The organism is Roseofilum sp. Guam (assembly GCF_017746735.1).
Taxonomy (GTDB): domain Bacteria; phylum Cyanobacteriota; class Cyanobacteriia; order Cyanobacteriales; family Desertifilaceae; genus Roseofilum; species Roseofilum reptotaenium.
This window is the reverse complement of sequence record NZ_JAGHZN010000008.1, coordinates 46023-70024: the sequence shown is the minus strand read 5'-3', so window position 1 is coordinate 70024 and position 24002 is coordinate 46023. Positions and strand designations below refer to the sequence as shown.

General features: G+C 42.4%; 4 protein-coding genes. All 4 read left to right on the top strand.

Annotation, left to right across the window (positions count from 1 at the left end; all coding sequences use genetic code 11):
* Positions 1-26 precede the first annotated feature (26 nt).
* The 4 genes from J7529_RS04145 to J7529_RS04130 all read left to right on the top strand — a co-directional run bounded on the left by J7529_RS04145 (position 27) and on the right by J7529_RS04130 (position 23982).
* Positions 27-6590, top strand: a complete 6564-nt coding sequence (locus tag J7529_RS04145; protein WP_318727949.1) for an SDR family NAD(P)-dependent oxidoreductase — start codon at positions 27-29, stop codon at positions 6588-6590.
* Positions 6587-11341 carry a non-ribosomal peptide synthetase gene (locus tag J7529_RS04140; RefSeq protein WP_318727948.1) on the top strand — a complete coding sequence of 1585 codons (4755 nt, stop codon included), beginning with the start codon at positions 6587-6589 and terminating at the stop codon, positions 11339-11341. Before J7529_RS04145 ends, J7529_RS04140 begins: the two co-directional genes overlap by 4 nt.
* 66 nt (positions 11342-11407) lie before the next feature.
* On the top strand, positions 11408-17182 hold the full coding sequence (locus tag J7529_RS04135; protein WP_318727947.1) for a type I polyketide synthase: 5775 nt from the start codon (positions 11408-11410) through the stop codon (positions 17180-17182).
* A gap of 5 nt (positions 17183-17187) precedes the next feature.
* On the top strand, positions 17188-23982 hold the full coding sequence (locus J7529_RS04130) for a type I polyketide synthase (protein ID WP_318727946.1): 6795 nt from the start codon (positions 17188-17190) through the stop codon (positions 23980-23982).
* The last annotated feature ends 20 nt before the right edge of the window (positions 23983-24002 follow it).

Sequence of the window (24002 nt, the reverse complement as noted above, 5' to 3'; positions counted from 1 at the left end):
ACCCTATACGTTAAGGCTAAAATTTTATGGAACCGACTACGAAAAAAGAGCAACTCTCATTATCCAAACAGATGTTTTTAGCTTTAAAACAAGCTGAAGCTAAATTGGAGAGGATGGAGCGCTCAAAAAATGAAGCGATCGCGATTATCGGTATCGGTTGTCGGTTTCCAGGAAATGCCAACACACCAGAGCTATTCTGGGACTTGTTATCAAAGGGTCAAGACGCGGTTAGAGAGATTCCCTTAGAACGTTGGGATATAGAGTCTTACTACGACCCCAACCCTGATACTCCAGGGAAAATGTATATCCGGCACGCAGCATTCGTGGAGCAGGTGGATCGGTTCGATCCGCAATTTTTTGGTATCTCTGGCAAAGAAGCACACAGCCTTGACCCACAGCAACGTTTTATTTTAGAAGTAACTTGGGAAGCTCTAGAAAGAGCGGGTATTAATCCCCAGGACTTAGAAAACACTCAGACTGGAGTGTTTATGGGGATCGGTCAAAATGATTATGCGAACTTGGGGTTGAGCCAAGTCGAGAATATTAGCCCTTACGATGCCACCGGAAATGGATTTTGTTTTGCAGCCGGTCGGTTATCTTACTTTTTAGGGTTGCAAGGCCCCTCCATGGCAATAGATACAGCGTGTTCATCCTCTTTGGTCGCTATACATGAAGCTTGTCAGAGTCTGCGTCAGGGTGAGTCTAATCTAGCTTTAGCTGGAGGGGTTCAACTGATTCTCTCTCCTCAAGTGACCACTGCACTCTCAAAATTAAAGGCTCTATCACCCGATGGCAAGTGCAAAACGTTTGATGCTGCTGCTGATGGTTATGGTCGGGGAGAGGGATGTGGCATCATGGTGCTGAAGCGTTTGTCGGATGCACTCAAGGATGGGGACAATATCCAGGCAGTCATTCGGGGTTCAGCCGTTAATCATGATGGGCCAAGTAGCGGACTGACTGTACCGAATAAACTGGCTCAGGAAAAACTGATTCAGCAAGCTCTGAAAGCAGCTAAAGTAGAACCGGATCGCGTGAGCTATGTAGAAGCTCATGGTACGGGAACGTCCCTGGGAGACCCGATGGAAGTGAGAGCATTAAGTAGCGTGTTTGGGCCGGGACGCGATCGCCAAAATCCATTGCACATTGCTTCAGTTAAAACCAATATCGGTCATCTAGAAGCTGCGGCTGGAATTGCTGGTGCAATCAAGGTGGTTTTGCAACTGCAACATCAAAAAATTGCCCCTAATCTGCATTTTACTAATCCTAGTCCCTATATTGATTGGGAGAATATACCTTTAAAAGTTCCAACTCAACTGACCCCTTGGCTCTCATCAGGGGAGAAAAGAGTAGCAGGCGTAAGTTCTTTTGCAATTAGTGGTACCAATGCTCATATTATTTTAGAAGAAGCACCCAAAGAAGACAGGCACACTTCGACCCCTCTCAGTGACCAAGGCAAGAGTGAAGATGACTTGAAAGGTTCGGTTCATCTCTTAACTCTCTCAGCTAAAACAGAACAAGCGTTAGAAGATGTAGTCAGTCGTTATCACAACTATTTAGAAAATCATCCAGAGTTACCCCTAGCAGATATTTGTTATACAGCTAATGCAGGCAGAGCGCATTTTAATCATCGACTCGGTGTTATTGCTTCTGAGCCAAAGGAATTAACAGAAAAACTGGTGGACTGGAAAACGAAGAAAGAAGTCGTAGGGGTATATTCTGGACAACTCGATGGAAGTAGCCAAAGTCCAAAAATAGCGTTCCTCTTCACAGGTCAAGGTTCCCAATATGTGAATATGGGAAGGAAACTGTATGAAACTCAGCCAAGTTTCCGTCAAGCTTTAGACCGATGCGACCAAATTTTACACGCCTATCTAGAAGTCCCTCTATTAGAAATTCTCTACCCTAAAGATGCACAAAACTCAACGGTATTAGACCAAACCGCTTATACTCAACCGGCTTTGTTTTCTATAGAATACGCCCTAGCCAAGTTATGGGAATCTTGGGGAATTAAACCCAATGCGCTCATGGGTCATAGTGTGGGCGAATATGTGGCAGCAACTGTAGCAGGAGTATTCAGTTTAGAAGAGGGTCTCAAATTAATTGCTATGCGGGGAAGGTTGATGCAACAGTTACCTCCGGGTGGTGAAATGGTGTCTTTGTTAGCATCAGAATCTCAAGTCAGAGAAGCTATTGATGAGTCTGATTCCCAGGTGACCATTGCAGCTATCAATGGGCCGGAGAGTATAGTAATTTCCGGGGAGAGTGGGGCGATCGCCACCATCTGTAATAAATTAGAATCACAAGGTATTAAAACCAAGCCGTTACAAGTATCCCATGCTTTCCATTCCCCATTGATGGAGCCAATGTTAGCAGAGTTTGAAGCAGTCGCTCAGGAAGTCACCTATAGTCAGCCTCGGATACCCATCATCTCCAATGTCACCGGTCAAAAAGTAGGTTCAGACATGGCTACAGCTCAATATTGGGTCAATCATGTCCGACAACCCGTAAAATTTGCCCAGAGTATGAACACTCTAAAGGAGCAAGGGTATGAATTATTCCTAGAAATTGGCCCTAAACCCATATTACTGGGAATGGGTCGTCAATGTTTACCAGAAGATGTAGGAGTCTGGTTACCTTCTCTACGTCCTGGAGTGGATGAATGGCAACAGCTCCTCTCAAGTTTAGGGCAGTTATATGTACGGGGGACTCAAGTAGACTGGTCAGGGTTTAACCCAGATTATCGCTACCAGAAAGTAATCTTGCCAACTTATCCATTTCAGCAGGAAAGATATTGGGTAGAAACCGGAAATTCTCAAGCTATCTCTACACCTAAACTTCATCCTCTAATCGATCGAAAATTTCAATCTCCGTTATCAAAAGATATCTTTTTTGAATCAGAGTTTAGCACCCAGGCTCTACCCTTTTTATCAGACCACCGAATATATGAAAAAGTGGTCGTTCCTGGTGCCAGTCACATTTCCCTATTGTTAGGAAGTGCCTCTCTAACCTTTGCTGCAACTAGATGTCAACTGGAGGATATTCTGTTCCCCCAAGCCTTAGCGATTCCCGAAGAAGGAATCCGAACGGTTCAGGTCGCCTTAACTCCACAGGAGAGCGACTATTCATTTCAAGTGATTAGTTTGGATAGCTCTAAGGAGAGTAATTCTTGGGCTGTTCATGCTACCGGAAAAATCCATCCGACCCATATTGAGTCGCAGCAGTCTATAGAAACCATCGCCGAAATTCAAGCTCGTTGTCCTCAAAACATTGAAAGCAGAGAAATTTACCAGAATCTATGGGATAGACAGGTTCAATTAAGGGAGCGTTTTAGATGGATCGATCGAGTCTGGTTAGGAGAAGGGGAAATCCTGTGCCAAATGAAAGTACCAGAGACGATCTTAGATGCAAAAGATTATCAAATACATCCCGCATTAATTGACTCCTGCTTTCAGTCAGTGGCTGCACTTAACCTCAGTCTTTCTGAGGATCAAACTGAAACGTTTGTTCCGTTCAATATCAAGAGATTTACGTTTTATCAGCGTCCTGAGAACGGTTCGCTTTGGTGTTATACCTGTGGATTGAAAGAAGGAGAATCAGAGGATAAACTGCTCAAAGCCGAAATACAATTATTTGACCAAACGGGGAAATTAGTAGCTGAAGTCAATGGTTTTGAGGGTAGGAAAGCAACACCGGAAACCTTACTCAAGAGTCTAGATTCCGATTTAAGTGATTGGTATTATGAAATTAGCTGGGAAGCTCAACCTTTAACCGAAACTGCACAATCTAGTGAAAATGCTGGTCAATGGTTAGTCTTTGCATTGACTGATGAATTTACAGAGTCTATTGGGCAGTATTTACAAGCAAGAGGACAGAACTATATCGGGATATCCCCAGGCTCAGATTATCAGCAGCTAGATGCTCAACATTATCAAATTAATCCCACTGTTGCCGAACACTTCCGCAAACTGCTGCAAGAGAATTCTGACATTAAAGGTATTTTGCACTTATGGGGTATCAATGAAACTGAGGATTTACAAATAGCTCAAGAACTCGGTTGTGCAACAGCTCTACATTTAGTGCAAGCTTTAACGGAAGCTGGACTCAGTCATGCAACACCAATGTGGTTAGTGACTCAAGGGACTCAGAAGATATGGGATGAAACAGAAGTAGTCCAACCCCAACAAGGAAGTTTATGGGGACTAGGGCGTGTGATTCGTCTAGAACACCCAGAATTAAAATGTTGCCGAATAGATTTAGATCCCAAATCGAGTCTTTCTGAAATGCTCCCTAGTTTAGTCGATGAACTCTTGGCTAAGAGTAATGAAGACCAGATCGCAATTCGTCAGGGAGTTCGTTATGTAGCTCGCTTAATCCGACAACAAAAACCACAAATTAGCTCAGAAGAAAACTTAGGATTACAACGTCAACCCCTAGAGTTGAAGTTGTCTGAATATGGACTGATAGACAACCTCAACTGGCACGTCATGCAACGTCGGACTCCACAAGAGAATGAAGTTGAAATTGAAGTCAAAGCAGCCGGTTTAAACTTCCGAGATGTACTCAATTCTTTGGGTTTACTGAAAGACTATTATGCTCAGGTATTGGGGATTACTGACGTAGCTCAACTTAACTTTGGCTTAGAATGTGTCGGTGTTATTACCTCTGTGGGAGACAATGTGTCTCAGTGGCAGGTTGGAGATGAAGTCATGGCGATCGTTCACAATGGCTTTAGTAGTTTTGTTACTACTCCTGCTGAGTTAGTGATGGCTAAACCGAAACATCTGAGCTTTACGGAAGCAGCCACCTTACCCTTAACTTTTGCTACAGCTTACTATGGATTACAATACTTAGCTAAAATTCAGCCCGGCGATCGCGTATTAATTCATGCTGCGGCTGGAGGGGTAGGGCAAGCGGCAGTTCAAATTGCACTCCAAGTAGGAGCGGAAGTCTTTGCTACAGCGAGTCCTCTAAAGTGGGAGTTTCTCAAGTCTATGGGGGTCAAACACATCATGAATTCCCGGACTTTAGAGTTTGCCGATGAAATAATGAGTCTTACTGGGGGGAAAGGTGTAGATATCGTCTTAAATAGTCTGAATGCAGACTTCATTGATCGGAGTTTTGCGGTTTTAGGGAACAAAGGACGATTTGTAGAAATTGGCAAAATCGGAATTTGGGACAAACAAAAGGTAATGGAGACGCGGCCAGATGCTGAATACTTGCCTTTTGATATTGGAGTGACGATCCAACAACAACCCAGTTTAATTGCGGAATTTTCAGAAGCATTGAACCAACAATGTTCATCAGGAACACTGAAGCCATTGTCTTATAAAGTATTCCCAAGTACAGAAGTGCGAGCGGCTTTCCGATACATGCAACAGGGCAAGCATATCGGGAAAGTGGTCGTTTCTCTGCCAGAAACTGGAGAAGACCAAAAATCGATCAAACCAGACGCAAGTTATCTAATTACAGGAGGTTTAGGGGCTTTAGGTTTGGAAGTCGCCCAATGGATGGTATCCGAAGGAGCCAAGCATATCGTATTAACGGGGCGAAGAAGTCCGAATGAAACGGCACAAAACGCGATCGAGCAGTTAGAAGCAGCAGGAGCATCGGTCAGTGTTTTATTAGGGGATATTTCTACTCAAGAGTCTGTAATGAACATCTTAGAAGAAATATCGACTTCGCTACCTCCGCTCAAAGGAGTGATTCATGCTGCTGGAGTGTTGGATGATGGGGTATTACAAAAGATGAGCTGGGAGAAATTTATGAACGCGATGGCTCCCAAGGTGTCAGGAACCTGGTATTTACATCAACTGACTCAGAATTTACCTTTAGATTTCTTTGTGTGTTTCTCGTCAATGGCTTCGATGTTGGGCAATTTTGGCCAAGGCAATTATGCTGCGGCTAATGGTTTTATGGATGCAATCGCTCACTATCGCCAAGGTCAGGGTTTACCCGGATTGAGTATTAACTGGGGAGCCTGGGCAACAGCAGGAATGGCGGCTCGTTTGGCCAGGGAACATCAAAATCGAATGCACAGTAGCGGAGTAGTGGCAATTAAACCCGAATTAGGAATGCAAGCATTGGGTTCATTGTTGTCAGGATCTCAAAGCCAAGTCGGGGTGTTTCCGGTGAATTGGCAGGAGTTTTTTAGACAGATGCCAGGATTGGCAAAACTCCCATTTTTAGAAGCGTTTACCACAAAATCAGGAGAACCGGATCAGAACTCTCGGATTTTAGAACAGCTCGATCTTGCTTCTGATCGTGAACAAGAAACAGTATTGACCACTTATCTCCAAACCAAAATTGCTCATATTATGGGGATGACGGTTTCTCAAATAGAGTTACAAAAATCTCTAACTATGATGGGACTTGATTCATTGATGGCTGTGGAATTGCGAAATCAGGTTCAAACTGAGCTTTTAGTCGATATTCCAGCGACCCGATTTATGGAAGGAATTACGATTGAGCTTCTAGCAACTGAGATTCAGCAACAACGGATTCAAACAGATAACCAGCCAAGGATTGAATCGAGTAAGGAAGAGCAACCGGATGAAAATAAAGAGAGTAATTGGATAGAGGTGGAACTATGAACTTAGTGGATTTTTTACAAGATCTATCTCTCAAAGGGGTCAAGTTATGGTGTGCTGGTGACAAACTGCGTACTGGAGGTTCCCAAGAGGTATTAACCCCTGATGTTATTGCTCAACTGAAGCAGTACAAAACTCAAATTGTGCAGTTATTGCGGGAACAGCCCGATTTATTGCAGGTCTATCCTCTATCCTATGGTCAAAGAGGTCTCAGATTTTTATGGGAACTTGCCCCACAAAGCTATACTTACAATTTGTCATTTGCGGTTCGTATTTATTCTCCGGTAGATCTGGCTATTTTGCAGCAAACTTTTGAGGGATTAAGACACCGCCATCCCATGCTGCAAAGTACGTTCCCCAAATTGGCTCAAGACATGGTTCGACAAGTCCATCACAATCAATCCTTAGATTTCTTGGAGATTGATGCTTCGAGTTGGAATGACGATGAGTTGTATGCAAACGTTCTTCAAACTCATCGTCAACCCTTCGATCTGGAGACCAAACCCGTCATGCGAATCAGGTGGTTTAGCCACTCGCCACAAGACTCTATCCTGTTGTTGACCATACATCATATTGCTTGGGATGGTTGGTCAATGAGCTCTATTGTCAAAGAGCTACCAGAACTGTACGAAGCTCAACAGGCGGGTGTTGAAATATCTCTGCCTTCAATAGATAACTCTTACCAAGATTATGTGAGTTGGCAAAGGGATTTATTAGCCGGAACTGAAGGAGAGCGTCTTTGGAGTTATTGGCAACAAAAACTGGGAGGGGATTTGCCGGTCTTGAATTTACTGACCGATAAACCGCGACCTCCCATACAAACCTATAACGGTGCTGCTTATCCTTTCAATTTGCCTCAAGAACTGACTGAAAACCTGAAAGCACTCGCTCAGGAGGAAGGGGCGACTCTTTATATGGTTCTCTTGGCGGCTTTTCAAATTCTTCTATCTCGTTACACCAGTCAAGAAGATATTTTGGTCGGCTCTCCTACTTTTGGTCGGTCTAAACCTGAGTTTGTACCGATTGTTGGGTACTTTGTCGATCAAGTTGTGATGAGGGGAAGTCTTTCCGGAAATCCTTGTTTCAAAGACTTCCTGTCTCAGGTGCGCCAAACGGTTATTGAGGCCTTAGCTCATCAAGATTATCCTTTTTCTTTGTTAGTCCAGCGATTAAATGTAGAGCAAGATTCGAGTCGCTCCCCTCTTTTTCAAGCTTACTTTATGCTGCAAAATTTTCAAGGCGCTCAAACGGTACAAAAGCTGTTATCTAGCCGAAAGAAAACTGTAGTCAATTGGGGAAAATGGAAAGTGGAGCCGTTTGCATTGGCTCAGTATGAAAGTCTGTTTGATTTGACTTTAGAAATGATTGAGGAAGATTCATCTATGATGGGATTCTTCAAATACAATACAGATCTATTTGATGAGCAAACGATTGTGAGGATGGCTAGCCATTATCAGGCGTTGTTAGCTGGAATTGTTCATCATCCCGAGCAAAATGTGGGGCAACTGCCTTTGTTGCCGGAGGCACAACAGCACCTGTTACTTGAGCAATGGAATAACACGGCTACGGAATATCCACAGGATCGCTGTATTCATCAGTTGTTTGAAGAGCAGGTTAAGCGCACTCCGGATGCTGTGGCAGTGATTTTTGGCGATCGCCGGTTGACTTATCAAGATTTGAATGAACGTGCGAATCAGTTAGCCCATTATCTGCAAAGTTTGGACGTAAGAGCAGAAGTGCTGATCGGTTTATGTATCGATCGCTCTATAGAAATGTTAGTGGGACTTTTGGGGATACTGAAGGCTGGAGGCGCTTATGTCCCCATCGATCCGAGTTATCCGCAGCAACGGTTAGCTTATATGTTAGAAGATTCTGCTGTGCCGGTCTTGCTCACCACTGAGTCATTGTTAGAGCTTATACCAGAACATCAGGCTAAAATGGTCTGCTTGGATCGGGATTGGCCGGCGATCGCATCATATCCTGAGCAAAATCCCACCAGCGCAGTGGCTCCAGAGAATCGAGCTTATGTTATTTATACTTCTGGCTCGACAGGTAAACCTAAAGGAGTTCAAATCTGTCATCAGTCTCTCGTCAATTTCCTCGTATCCATGAACCATTATCTGGAATTGACAAGAGTCGATACGTTTAACGCCATTACAACCATCTCATTTGATATTGCAGCATTAGAACTTTATCTGCCCCTCATCGTAGGCGCATCAGTCGTATTAGTTCCCCGTGAAATTGCCATAGATGGCAACAGGCTCTTACCCCAGTTATTAGAATCTGGAGCCACAGTGATGCAGGCAACCCCTGCTACTTGGAAAATGCTATTAATGGCAGGTTTAGCCAATCACAAGCTGGACGCGAAATTATTGTCTGGAGGTGAAGCTTTACCTGCCCAATTGGCGGATCAACTTCGAGAGATAGCTAAGGAAGTCTGGAATCTTTATGGTCCTACGGAAACGACAATCTGGTCAACCATTTATAAGGTAGGCGATCGGCTAAAGCCAACAGAAGAGAGTTCGGTGATTACACCCATTGGTTGTCCCATTGGTAATACCGAAATTTATATCCTAGACAGTTATCACCAACCTACCCCTATTGGTGTACCGGGGGAACTCCATATCGGTGGAGTCGGTTTGGCTCGTGGCTATCTTAACCGCCCCGAATTAACTCAAGAGAAATTTATTCCTAACCCTTTTGAGGGTTTGCACATTCACAATCAAAGCTCAAGATTGTATAAAACCGGCGATTTAGCTCGATATTTACCGGATGGCACTATTGATTATCTAGGTCGAATAGATAACCAAGTCAAGATTCGAGGGTTCCGTATTGAACTCGGAGAAATTGAATCAACCTTGACTCAGCACCCAGAGGTGCAAGAAGCAGTCGTCATTACCGATCGCGATCGCTTGAGTGACAAGCCCTTGATCGCCTATATTGTTCCCAACTTCCAAGGTCAAGACCCAAGTTCTCGTGACTCTATCAATCAAGCTCACCGCGATCGCATATTACAATGGCAACAACTCAGGAATAATATCTATCAACAGACCACCATTGATGGAGCCTCAAATTTCAACCCTCTGATTTGGAGAGATAGTTATACTGGTCAGCCCATCCCTGAACAAGAGATGTCTCAATGGTTAAATTATACCATTGAGCGCATCCTCGATTTCAAACCCGATCGCATCCTAGAGATCGGTTGTGGTACGGGTCTGTTGCTCTTTAAGATTGCTCCCCACACTTCCAACTATTGTGCTACCGATATTTCCGACAAAGCGATTTCTTATATTGAACAGCACTTGGAAACCCTAGAGGGCAATGGGTCTCATGTTAAACTCTACAACCAACCTGCCCATGATTTTCAATCCGTGGAGCAAGAATCCTTCGATGCTGTAATCCTTAACTCAGTTATCCAATATTTTCCCAGTATTGAATACTTAGTAGAAGTATTAGAAAATGCAATCAAATTAGTCGAACCTGGGGGTCAAATCTTTATCGGAGATGTGCGAAGTCTACGACTACTAGAAACCTTCCATACTGATATATTATTGAGCCAAGCTGCTGACGATCTAACCCTAGAAGATTTATGGGATCGAGTACAAAAAAAATTAAAAGAAGAAGAGGAATTGGTAATCGATCCAACCTTTTTCCAAGCGCTACAGCAGCATTTACCCCAGATTAGTCAGGTAGAGATTCAACTCAAGCGCGGTCGCACCCATAATGAAATGACCACGTTTCGCTATGATGTGATTCTTCATATAGAAAAGGACGTTTTGTCCTCCAGTAGCAGCCCTCAATTGCTCAATTGGCAACAGGAGCAACTAACCTTACCCTCTATCGAGCATATTTTGGCACAAAAGCAGCCAGAGATGCTGATCGTCAAAAATGTTCCCAATGCACGCCTCCAATTTCCAATCAAGCTCAAGCAACTCTTGACCAGAAAAGATCAATTGATTAAGGTCGGAGAACTCCGAAAAACCTTAGAAAAAAACACTCTAGAAACAGGAATAGATCCTGAAGATTTTTGGAGCTTGAGTGATGAGTTAGATTATCGCATCTACATTACGTGGTCAGATCTTGAGACCCCTGATTGCTATGATGTTATATGTTGGAAAAAATTATCAGCACTAATTGAGAATCGATTCCCGTCCATACCGAGAGAAAAGTGCGAGCCAAAATCTTGGACACTTTACGGCAACAATCCTTTACAACAGAATTTATCTCAGCAGCTCGTTCCTAAACTACGAACTTTTCTGGAAAAGCTTCTACCTCAGTATATGGTTCCCTCAGCTTTTGTACTGTTAGAGTCTCTGCCCTTGACCCCCAACGGCAAAGTAGACCGTAAAAAATTCCCCAGCTCCAAGATAAACAATCGGTCTTATACTGAATATGTCGTCCCTAAATCGGAAATAGAACAACAGATTGCTAAAGTTTGGCAAGATGTGCTTCAACTGGAAAAAGTAGGAATTTATGATAATTTTTTTGAAGTGGGAGGAAATTCCTTGCTATTGATACAAGTAAGTGCTATACTTCAAGAAATATTTAAGACCAAACTCCAAGTAGTCGATCTTTTAAAATATCCAACAATTTATCATTTGAGTCAGTATATAAAAGGTGAAAGTATTAGCGATTATGACTCGAAGAAAGCCCGCAATATTCGTAATACCAACTTAAAAGAAGGTAAAAATATGATGAAACAAAGACTAGAACGGAGACAAAAGCATCGTTCTCGACCTCAGTCTAAGGATTAATGCAAGTATTGAACACGCAGTGTTGATGAATGGATTGAAATTAGTAAGACAAGTGAGGAGCCAGAAATGAATCTACAAGATGAAGCCAATTCAGTAGATGATCTAGGTATAGCCATTATTGCCCTGTCCGGTCGTTTTCCAAAAGCTCAAGACCTCAATCAATTTTGGCAGAATCTTAAGGATGGTGTTGAATCTATTTCTTTTTTCTCAGATCAAGAATTACTAAAGTCTGGTATTAAAGCTGAATTACTCGACGATCCTAACTATGTAAAAGCTCGTGCTATGATGTCAGACATCGATATGTTTGATGCTAATTTCTTTAGCTACAGTCGCAAGGAAGCTGAATACATAGACCCGCAACAGCGTTTGTTTCTTGAATGTGCTTGGGAAACGATAGAAAGGGGAGGTTACAATCCAGAGACCTATGAAGGTTTAATTGGAGTTTATGCTGGTATTGGCATGAACCACTACTTATTAAAGAATCTTTATCCAAACCACGATTCTAATAATCCATCAAACTCTTATCAGTTAATGATTAACAGTGATAAGGATTTCCTGGCCACTCGTGTCGCTTACAAGCTAAATTTAAGAGGCCCTGCAATCAACGTTCAAACAGCTTGCTCAACTTCATTGGTTGCAGTCCACATGGCTTGTCAAAGCTTGCTCAATGGGGAATGCGATCTCGCTCTTGCTGGTGGTGTCTCTATCCAGGTTCCGCAGAAAGCTGGACATTTATATCGAGAGGGGATGATCTTCTCTCCTGATGGGCACTGTCGAACATTTGATGCGAAAGCCAAAGGTACAATACCCGGTGATGGTGTGGGCATTATACTTCTCAAGCGCCTTAATGAGGCGATCGCCGACGGAGATTCTATCCAGGCCATAATCAAAGGATCGTCAATTAATAACGATGGCTCCTTAAAAGTCGGCTACACCGCACCTAGCATAGAAGGTCAAGCAGCAGTTATTTCAGAGGCTCATGCTGTTGCTGGAGTAGATCCAGAAACCATCTCATACATAGAAGCTCATGGCACAGGGACAGAGCTGGGAGATCCAGTAGAAATTGCAGCTCTGACCCAGGCTTTTAGGTATAGTACAGACAAGAAAGGTTTCTGTGCCATTGGTTCCCTAAAAAGCAATATGGGTCATTTAGATGCAGCCGCAGGAGTAGCCGGACTGATCAAAACCGTTTTAGCTCTCAAACACAAATTGCTACCACCAACGCTACATTTTGAACAACCCAACCCTAAAATAGATTTTGCGAATAGTCCACTCTATGTTAATACCACTCTTTCTGAGTGGAAAACCAATGGAACTCCTCGTAGAGCAGGGGTTAGTTCCTTTGGTATTGGAGGAACTAACGCTCATGTAATCTTGGAAGAAGCTCCAGAACCAATTAAGAAAGAAAATTCCCCAGAACGTCCGGTTCATTGTTTAACCCTCTCAGCCAAAACTCCAGAAGCACTAGAACAACTGGTAGCCCGTTATCAAAACACTATAGAAACTCATCAAGAATTAGAAATTGCAGACATTTGCTATACTGCAAATACAGGACGTAAACACTTCAATCATCGTCTAGCTACTATTGCAGCAACCGAGCAAGAATTACTAGAAAAAATCAAATCTTACCAACGAAAAGAACACGGAATAGAACGATTTTATGGAGAGTTACCCAATAGTAAGATCATAAAAATTGCATTTCTATTTACAGGTCAAGGTTCCCAATATATCAACATGGGAAGGCAACTCTATAAAAAAGCACCGACTTTCCGTCAAGCTTTAGAGCAATGTGACCAAATTCTTCAACCCTATTTGGAGACATCCATATTAGAAATTATTTACCCCAAAGATGCACAAAAATCAAGTCTTTTAGACCAAACAGCTTATACCCAACCTGCCCTATTTGCTTTGGAATACGCCCTCTTCAAGTTATGGGATTCATGGGGAATCAAACCCAATGGTGTCATGGGTCACAGCGTCGGAGAATATGTAGCAGCTTGTATTGCTGGAGTATTCAGCCTAGAAGACGGTCTCAAACTAATAGCCATGCGGGGACAGTTAATGCAAAAGCTACCCTCTGGTGGTGAGATGGTATCTGTAATGGCATCAGAATCTCAGGTAAAAGAGGCCATAAAAGAATATACTTCTCAAGTGACAATAGCAGCAGTTAACGGACCAGAAAGTATAGTAATTTCTGGTGACAGTGGAGCTATAGCAACTATTTGTGATATCTTCAAAAATCTGGGAATTAAGACCAAACAGTTACAGGTGTCCCATGCCTTCCATTCGCCATTGATGGAACCAATGTTAACAGAATTTGAAACAGTGGCTAAAGAGATAACTTATAATGAACCCCAAATACCACTAATCTCAAATGTAACTGGGACTCAAGTAGGTGCAGAAATAACCACTGCTGAATATTGGGTAGCTCATGTGCGTCAACCCGTAAGATTTGCTCAGAGTATGAAAACTCTGGAAGAGCAAGGATATGAAACCTTCCTGGAAATTGGACCCAAACCCATATTGTTAGGAATGGGAAGACAATGTGTCAGAGAAAACATGGGAGAATGGTTGCCCTCATTGCGTCCGAATCAAATCCCCCTCCAGTCTTCCTTAGAAAGGGATAAATCAGAGGATGCTGCGCTTTTGAAAGATGAGTGGCAACAAATGCTATCAAGCTTAGGGCAATTATATGTGAAAGGAGTAACAATAGATTGGTCAGGGTTTGACTCAGACTATAGTCGTCAGAAAGTAGTATTACCTACCTATCCATTCCAATGGCAGCGTTATTGGGTGGAAACTCCTGACAATCAAGATCAGAAGACTACAAATCAAAGTTCAAATTTAGTTCTTAAACTGCTGAGACAAGGAGATACAGAAGGATTAACTCAAGAACTGAAGTTATCTGAAGAGTTAACAGAAGATGAACAAACATTATTACCTAAGTTGTTAGAGATTTTGACTGCCAGGTATCAAAAATCTCTGCAAAATCAGGATTATATAGTTGGTGACTTTTATGATGAGTTAACTTCTTATGTTCATGAACAGGCAATTTTGAACTATGTTCCTTTGCCGGGGGTTATTAGAGGATTTTCATGGATTCTATTATCCCATAAATCCAACACACAAGAAAGATACCAACAATTAGCATTAATAGCCCAGGAAGAGATTAGAAATATAGGTTGGCAGAAAGTTGACTTTTCTGCGTGTCAGAAAGTTCTAGATATCGGTTGTGGCCATGGTACAGATTTAATAACCCTAGGCCAGAAGTATGATCACTTAGAGCTTTGTGGCTATACAATATCAGATCGACAAGTAGAATTGGGAAATCAAAGAATTAATCAATTTGATCTGGAACAGCAGATAAAAATTATCAATGGAGATAGTTCTCAGGATGAGTTTCCCGATCATTACGATCTGATCTATGGATTTGAAGTCATTTGTCACATCAAAAAGAAAGAAGAACTATTTTGGAATATCCGAAATCACCTAAATAGTGAAGGCCATTTAGTCTTTGCAGATTTTATCTCCAACGCCTCATTTAGTATTGATTATGATGCGCACTCATCCTATCTAATCACTCAACCAGAATGGTTGGATTTGCTGTCAAAAAACCATCTAAAGATAATACAGTATGTAGATATTAGTCACGAAATTGCCAATGGACTAGACGATGTAAATTTCACAGAGAATTTCAACTATATATGTAAAAGCAATAATTTAAACGAAAACGCCAGAATAGGGTTGCAATCCTATGACAACCTCTACAAGATGTTGCGTAAGCAGCTCGTCAGCTATGTAGTCATGACAGCCCAAAAACAAGACCAGTTATCAGTAGAGGAAATTTACCAGTGGAACCAAGAAATTCTACACAATCCCCTACATTACTCTGATGTCTCACTACAAAAACTGTTCTATACAGTAGAATGGCAAAAAGCCGGCCCTCGACAGCAGCAGAGAAAAACACTACAACCAGGAACTTGGATCATATTCAGCGATAGAGAGGGTGTCGGTGAAAAACTGCACAACCTTTTAGAGCAAAGAGGCGATCGCTCTTTCATGGTATTTATCGGGGAAACCTACCAGCACACAGAAACTGGAAGTTGGGAGCTAAACCCATCTCATCCAGAAGACTTTAAGCGTTTTTGCCAAGATATAAAGGCAACTATTGGAGAAAGTCCAAGAATCATTCACTTATGGAGTCTGGACTCTACACCTTCTCAACACCTCACTCAGTCAGCTTTAGAGTCAGCACAAAAGTCGGGTTGTGGTAGTGTATTGCACCTCGTTCAAGCCATAGAAAAACATCTGAACTCGGACTCAGTCTCACCTAAATTATGGCTAATGACCAAAGGTTCCCAGTCTGTACTCCCTTCAGAAGCAGTAGAAATAGCTCAAACCCCCCTTTGGGGACTAGGAAAAGTCATATCTCTGGAACATCCTCAATTATGGGGAGGATTAATAGACTTAGAGCAGGAATCGTCCACAAATGAAGCAGAAAGACTCCTACAGCTACTAGAAGAAGAGCAAGAAGAAGAGCAACTAGCCATTCGGAAGGCACAGATCTATGTAGCTCGTTTAGAAAGACAACTCTTAGCCGAATCTCAACCCGTATCCTTGAGTGAGGAAGGAAGTTATTTAATTACTGGGGGAACAGGAGCCTTAGGATTGAAGATAGCTCAATGGTTGGTAGATAAGGGATGTCAACATCTAGTATTAATCAGTCGCTCTGAACCATCAGAACAAGCACAACTGAGGATTGAGAGTTTACAGAAGCAAGGAGTAGAGGTGGTGGTAACTCAAGCCGATGTTTCTGTGGAACTAGAGATGGAGAAAGCCTTTAAGCAAATACAAGAAAGCCTACCCCCTCTCAAAGGAGTCATTCATGCCGCAGGAGTGATCGGATCGGAGCTAATTCAGGAGTTAGAATGGTCAGAACTCGAAGCTATTCTACGTCCTAAAGTAGTAGGAGGATGGGTGCTACATCAATTAACTCAGAAGCTAGAGCTAGAGTTTTTTGTGAATTTCTCTTCTATTGCATCAGTATGGGGTTCTAAAGGTCAAGCGCACTATGCAGCAGCCAACCATTTTCTGGATGGATTAACGGCTTATCGGCAATCGATGGGATTAGCAACCTATAGTATAAATTGGGGGCCTTGGTCAGGAGGTGGAATGGCAACAGGGGAAGCGATGGACTGGTTAAAGCAAACGGGAGTCAGACCTCTAGAGCCAGAAAAAGCGATCGCCGCTTTGGAGAAGGTATTAGCCAGCAATAATGCTCAAACCGTAGTTGCAGATATCAATTGGGATGTATTTAAGGAACTCTATGAGCTAGGAGGGAAAGGAGTATTTCTGTCGGAAATTTCACTAGCTTCAGAAGCAACAGAGGTCAAAAACGCGAGCGCAGAATTTTTAGGAGAACTAGCATTAGTTCCAGAAAAGAAACGCTACCAGCGGATGGTTGATTACCTTCAAATTAAAATTGGTGAATTACTAAGATTTTCTCCATCCCAACTTCCCAATACACAATCAGGATTCTTTGATATGGGTATGGATTCATTGATGGCAGTTGAGCTGAGAAGTATTTTGAGTCATAGTCTGGGTAGTTCAATTAGTGCCGCCACATTGTTTGAGGCTTCCAATATTCAAAACCTGGCTAAATACCTAATCGATGAGCTGCTCCCAGATGAGCAAAACACAGAAATAGAGAGCGGTGAGAAGAAAAAGATACGGCATCCCAACATAGTTGAGTCTCAAGAAACTCAATCAGAAACAGAAATTGAGGACACAATAGCACAAGAGTTAAAGGAGATTTTTACTATTCTAGATGAAGGGAACTAACTAAAATGAACAAAATTTCTCAAACAACTGAACAAAAGTTCTCATCTAAACAAGTCCTCAAAGCCCTCCAAGAAATGCGGAGTAGGCTCGATGCTGTAAACAAAGCCCAAACCGAACCGATTGCAATTGTTGGGATGGCCTGTCGATTTCCTGGAGGAGCTAACGACCCATCAACATACTTGAACATATTGCATAATGGTATAGATGCCATTACACCAGTCCCTCCTGAGCGTTGGGATGTGAATACTTATTACGATTCCAACCCCGAAGTTTCAGGGAAAGCCTATACTAAGGAAGGTGGGTTTATTGAGCAAGTAGACCAATTTGACCCCTTATTTTTTGGCATTGCTCCTAAAGAGGCAATTATTTTAGATCCTCAATACAGACTACTCTTAGAAGTAACATGGGAAGCATTAGAAAATTCTGGACAAACATGGGAAAACCTTAAGGATAGCCAAACCAGTGTGTTCATGGGAATCTCTACAGATGACTATTCTGCTGTAAGTCTAATGAACCAAAATCAAATTGGCAATAATATAAGTGTTGGCAATAATAGAAGTGTTGGTGTAGGTCGTATTTCTCATCTCTTGGGTTTGCAGGGGGCTAATATACAGGTCGATACAGCTTGTTCAAGTTCTTTAGTTGCTACCCATCTGGCTTGTCAGAACTTACGTTCAGGAGAATCTAACTTAGCCTTAGTCGGTGGAGTTAATTTAATCTTATCACCCATTAGTACCATTGGGCGTTGCCAACTGAAAGCCCTATCTCCAGATGGTCGTTGCAAAACTTTTGATGCTGCTGCAAATGGTTATGGTCAAGGAGAAGGATGTGGTGTCCTAGTTTTAAAACGTTTGTCCGATGCTATTTCTGATGGAGACTCCATCTTAGCCCTTATTCGAGGTTCTGCTGTTAATCACGATGGGCCAAGTAGTGGTATGACAGTTCCCAATAAAATGGCTCAGAGAAAGGTAATTCAACAAGCATTGGCAAATGCAAAGTTAGAACCTCATCAAATTAGCTATTTGGAGGCTCACGGTACAGGAACGTCTTTAGGAGACCCCATTGAAATAGAAGCTCTGGCAGAAGTATACTGTAAAAACCGTCCAGCAGATCGGCCTTTAATTGTGGGATCGGTAAAAACTAATATTGGTCATCTAGAAGCAGCAGCCGGTGCCTCCTCTTTGATGAAGGTGATTTTAGCGCTTCAACATCAGGAAATTCCTCCTCATCTACATTTTCAAAAACCTAACCCTTATGTAGATTGGGATCGATTACCCATCAAAATTCCAACTTCATTAATGCCTTGGTCTTGCGAGGGAAAACCAAGACTAGCAGGAGTTAGTTCTTTTGGTATGGGTGGAACCAATGCTCATGTAATTATAGAAGAAGCACCTTCTCAAGTCAAAACTCAAAATGTTATTGAACGTCCAATTCATCTATTAACTCTCTCAGCTAAAACAGAAAAGGCTCTAGATGATTTAGTCAATAGCTATCAAAGTTATCTAGAAACTAATCCTGATGTAGTACTAGCAGATGTATGTTATACCGCCTCTACAGGCAGAGCGCATTTTAATTATCGACTAGGGGTTATTGCTTCTGAGCTGACGGAATTAAGAGTGAAATTGCTGGGGTGGAAAACTCAGAAACAATTAGTAGGAGTATTTTCAGGACAACCCAATAGTGAAGAACCCAAAATAGCATTCCTATTTACAGGTCAAGGTTCCCAGTATGTGAATATGGGAAGGCAACTATACGAACAAGCACCGACTTTCCGTCAAGCTTTAGAGGAATGCGATCGAATTTTACAACCGTATCTAGAAGTCCCTCTATTAGACATTATCTACCCTAAAGAAACGAAACCATCAAGTTCTGATCTATTAGATCAAACCGCTTATACCCAACCCGCTCTATTTGCCATAGAATACGCCCTCTGCAAATTATGGGAATCATGGGGAGTCCAACCCGATGTAGTTATGGGTCATAGTGTAGGAGAATATGTAGCAGCAACAGTAGCAGGAGCATTTAGCCTAGAAGATGGTCTCAAACTAATAGCCATGAGAGGGAAACTGATGCAACAGTTGCCATCTGGTGGCCAGATGGTATCAGTAATGGCATCAGAATCTCAGGTAACAGAAGCCATACAAGCAGATAATTCCCAAGTAACAATAGCAGCAGTTAACGGGCCAGAAAGTACAGTCATTTCAGGTGAGAGTGCAGCTATAGCTAAGATTTGTAGTGTCTTTGAAGGAGTTGGAATCAAGACAAAGCAACTACAAGTCTCCCATGCTTTCCATTCCCCATTGATGGAACCGATGTTAACAGAATTTGAAGCAGTAGCGAAAGAAATCAGCTATAACCCACCCAAAATACCACTGATATCAAACGTAACGGGTACTGAAGTAGGAACAGAAATAACCACGGCTCAGTATTGGGTAGCTCATGTGCGTCAACCGGTAAGATTTGCCCAAAGTATGAAAACGCTAGAAGAGCAAGGATATGAAGCGTTTCTGGAAATCGGCCCTAAACCCATATTGTTAGGAATGGGAAGGCAATGTGTAACAGAAGATGTAGGAGAATGGTTACCCTCATTGCGTCCAGGAGTAGATGAATGGCAACAAATGCTATCAAGTCTAGGACAATTGTATGTCAAAGGAGTAAAAATAGATTGGTCAGGATTTGACTCAGACTATAGTCGTCAGAAAGTAGCCTTACCTACCTATCCATTCCAACGAGAAAGATGTTGGATAGAAACCAACCATAACGTCAACTTCTGGTCTAAACAACAATTGTCAACAGACCAAAACTTCCATCCACTATTAGGTCAGAAGCTAAATTGTGCAAGCGAACAACACATATTTTCCTCACAAATAGGAGAAGATTCACCCAATTACCTGAGCCACCACCGAATATTTAATCAAGCAGTGTTTCCTGCAACAGGCTACCTAGAAATAGCAAGAGCAGCAGGAAGTTACCAATTAAAAAAATCTCATATAATAATAGAAGACTTAACTATCAGTAAAGGGTGGATACTACCAGCAGGAGAGTTGATAAATGCCCAAACCATCCTCACCCCATTAGAAAATAAAAGCTACCAATTCCAAATATTTTCTCAACAAAAAAACCAAGAGGAACAGAACTGGATACTCCATGCCACAGGAAAAATCCGAACTGCACAAACCGATATAACTCCAACCCAAGTCGATCTAGAAAAATACAAAGCAGAGTGTAGTCAACCCATAGAAGTAAAACAACATTATCAACAATCTCGGCAATTCGGGCTTGATTATGGTAGCAGTTTCCAAGGCATCTGCGAGTTATGGTCTGGTAAAAATAAAGCCTTGGCTCAGATTAAGTTACCTGAAGAATTGATAGCAGAAACAATAGACTATCACTTCCATCCCGCATTATTAGATGCAGCGTTGCAGTTAATCGGTCATATATGGCCAGAAGTAGACAGCGATAAAACGTATCTGACAGTAGGGTTAGAGCAGTTCAAAGTGTATAGTCGTCCAGGGCTTTCTCTTTGGGCTTACGCATCCGCGATCGCGACTGGAGTAGAAGGTCAAGAAAATGTAACCACTCAAGTGACACTACTGAGTCCAGAAGGAGCAATCATTGCTACAGTCAAAGGCTTACAGATAAAAGTGGCCAGTAAACAGACTTTACTGGGAACAGAAGGAGAATCAATAACCAATTGCTTGTATGAAGTCGAATGGAGAACCAAAGGTCTTTTAGGCAGGTTGTTACCTCCTGACTTTTTGCTTGCTCCCGTAGAAGTTTCTGAAAAATCAACTCCCAGCCTGCAAGAATTAGTCACCCAGATAGATAATACGTCTACCTCAGAAATCCAAAGGAAGGTAGACGCATTAAGTGTAGATTATATCGTGCAAGCCTTGCTATCAATGGGTTGGTCATATAAACCAACAGAGAGCTTCGAGTTAGAGGCAGCAGTCCAACGTTTAGGTATAGTTCCGAGTCAGCGACAGTTATTCGGGCGTTTGCTACAAATCCTAGCAGAAGTAGGAATACTCCAGCCGAATCAACAACAGTGGGAGGTGCAACAAACCTTAGAGAGAGTTGACCCGACCCAAAAAAGCCAAAGTTTACTGAATCAATATCCAGAAGAAGTAGCTGGATTAACCCTATTAGACCGTTGTGCCTCTCAACTAGCAGTTGTGCTACGAGGAGCAATAGATCCGGTAGAACTGGTGTTTCCTAAAGGAGATTTGACCACAGCCACCCAATTCTATCAAGACTCACAAGTAACCAAAGTGATGAACGTGATAGTGCAAAAAACTATCACTCAAGCCATTGAGAAGTTACCACCGAGCCGAGGTATACGGTTATTGGAAATCGGAGCGGGAACAGGAGGGACTACCCGTTATATTTTGCCCCATCTCAACCCTAACCAAACGGAATATATATTCACGGATATTGGAGCTTTATTCACCACTAAAGCTCAAGAGCAATTCAAGGATTATCGATTCATCAGCTATCAAACTTTAGATATTGAGGTAGACCCAACCAGCCAAGGATTTACACCTCATCAGTATGATGTCATTATTGCGGCTAATGTCCTTCATGCTACCACCAATATGAAGCAGACCTTATCCCATGTGCGACAACTGTTAGCACCAGGGGGAATGTTGGTCTTGTATGAAACAACAACACGATCTCGGTTTTCAGATTTAATCTTTGGGCTATTAGAAGGATGGTGGAAGTTCACTGATTATGACTTACGATCTGACTACCCTCTATTGAGTCGCCAGCAGTGGAAAAAAGTTTTGAGTGAAACCGGTTTTACTCAAGTTGTGACTCTACCGGAAGTTGAGAATATGGCAGAAGTATTTGCTCAACAAGGGGTCATTGTCGCCCAAGCAGCTCCAATTACCTTAGAGTCAACATCATTGACACCGAAGGGCTGGTTGATATTAGCAGACCAAAAAGGAATTGCTCAACAGGTGGCTAGTCAACTCCACGAAGCAGGAGAGGTTTGTACGTTAGTATTTGCAGGAGAGAATTACCAACAGCTTGCCCCGGAAGAATTTATTATTAATCCTCATAATCCAGAAGAATTTGAGCAACTGATAGAAGCTGTTGCGACCCAATCCCCCTGGTTATCGGGAGTCGTACAATGTTGGACAACTGAAGCAGGGGTCGATAAAAATCTGAGCGCTGAGGAATTAGAAAATTTATCGAAGCTTGGGTGTGGTACGACCTTATCTTTGGTACAAGCCTTAGTCAAAGTCAAATTATCTCGATCGCCTCGGTTATGGTTAGTGACCAATGGTTCTCAACCCGTACCGTTAAATAATCCAGTCATACCAGGAGTAGCCCAATCTTCACTGTGGGGCATGGGGAAAGTGATTCGCTTAGAATATCCCGATCTAAAGTGTGTGTGCATAGATTTAGACCCACAGCAGACGATAGAAACTCAAGCTGAGGCACTATTCCAGGAAATCTGGTCGGAGGATAGGGAAGACCAGGTAGCATGGCGCGCAGGTGAGCGTTATGTGCCTCGATTGGTGGCTAGTCGTCGTCAGCAAGCTGATGCTACGACTCAAAAGCCTTTATGTTTCCATGAGGATGCTACCTATTTGATTACAGAAGGCATGGGAGATTTAGGTTTATTGGTGGCTCGTTGGATGGTAGATAAAGGAGCCAAGCATTTGGTGTTGTTCGGATGCGGTTCACTAGATGATACTAACCGTCAAAAAATAACTGAGTTAGAAAGGGCTGGAGTTTCTGTAGTACTGGAACAAGCCGATGTATCGGATCTCGAATCAATGAGCAGAGTGCTGCACAAAATTGAGCAGTCAAACAGACCACTAACAGGAGTAATCCATTCGGCTGAACTGTTGTCGGATGAAGTTCTACAACACCAGAGTGGATCTAGCTTTGAGCAAGTAATGGCATCCCAAGTCAAAGGTGCTTGGCATTTGCATCAATTGACTCAAAACCAACAGTTGGACTTTTTTATATTGTTTTCTTCCGTTGCATCTCTGTTGGGTTCACCCGGTCAAGGAAATCATGCTGTAGCCAGTGGATTTCTTGATGGTTTAGCCCATTATCGCCGTGCGATGGGATTACCAGGATTAAGCATTCATTGGGGTTCTTTTTCTCAAGTGGAAGAGGTTGCAGAACCCGGTTTGGAGGTCAATCTACAGAAGCAGGGAATGGGGGTGATATCTCCAACTCAGGTGCTAGAGTCGCTAGAGCTACTGATGAGTGGTTCGGAGATAGAAGTAGGAGTGCTACCGATTCAGTGGTCAGCTTGGCAGGAAAGAGTCGCCGAATGGCCTTTTTTGGTAGATTGGCAAGCAACCAACCCAACAACTTCTGAAATATCTCAGTCAGAGTTTCTGTTAAAGTTGAAGGCAACAGCACCTAACGAACGTCGCTCGTTATTAGTCGCTCATGTCCGCCGTCAATTTGCTCTAGTTTTAGGGATCAATCATCCTGAATCTATTTCATTAGAGACTGGATTTTTTGATTTAGGTATGGATTCTTTGACTTCTGTTGAATTAAGGAATAAGTTGCAGACCAGTTTAGAATGTTCACTGCCGTCTTCTCTAGCTTTTGATTATCCGAATCTTCAGGCACTAACCGATCACCTGGAAGAAGCAATAATTCTATCATTAGATGAGGAGAAATCACCATCTGAAACACCATTAGATAAGGATTGTTTAGAGATAGAATCTCCAGAAAATATGCTTACTGAAATCCATCAGCTTTCTGAAGAGGAAATTGATATGGCGGTTGACGAAGCGATTGGGGAACTCGATCAACTTTTACAGTAAATTAGATAAAGTTGCTTATT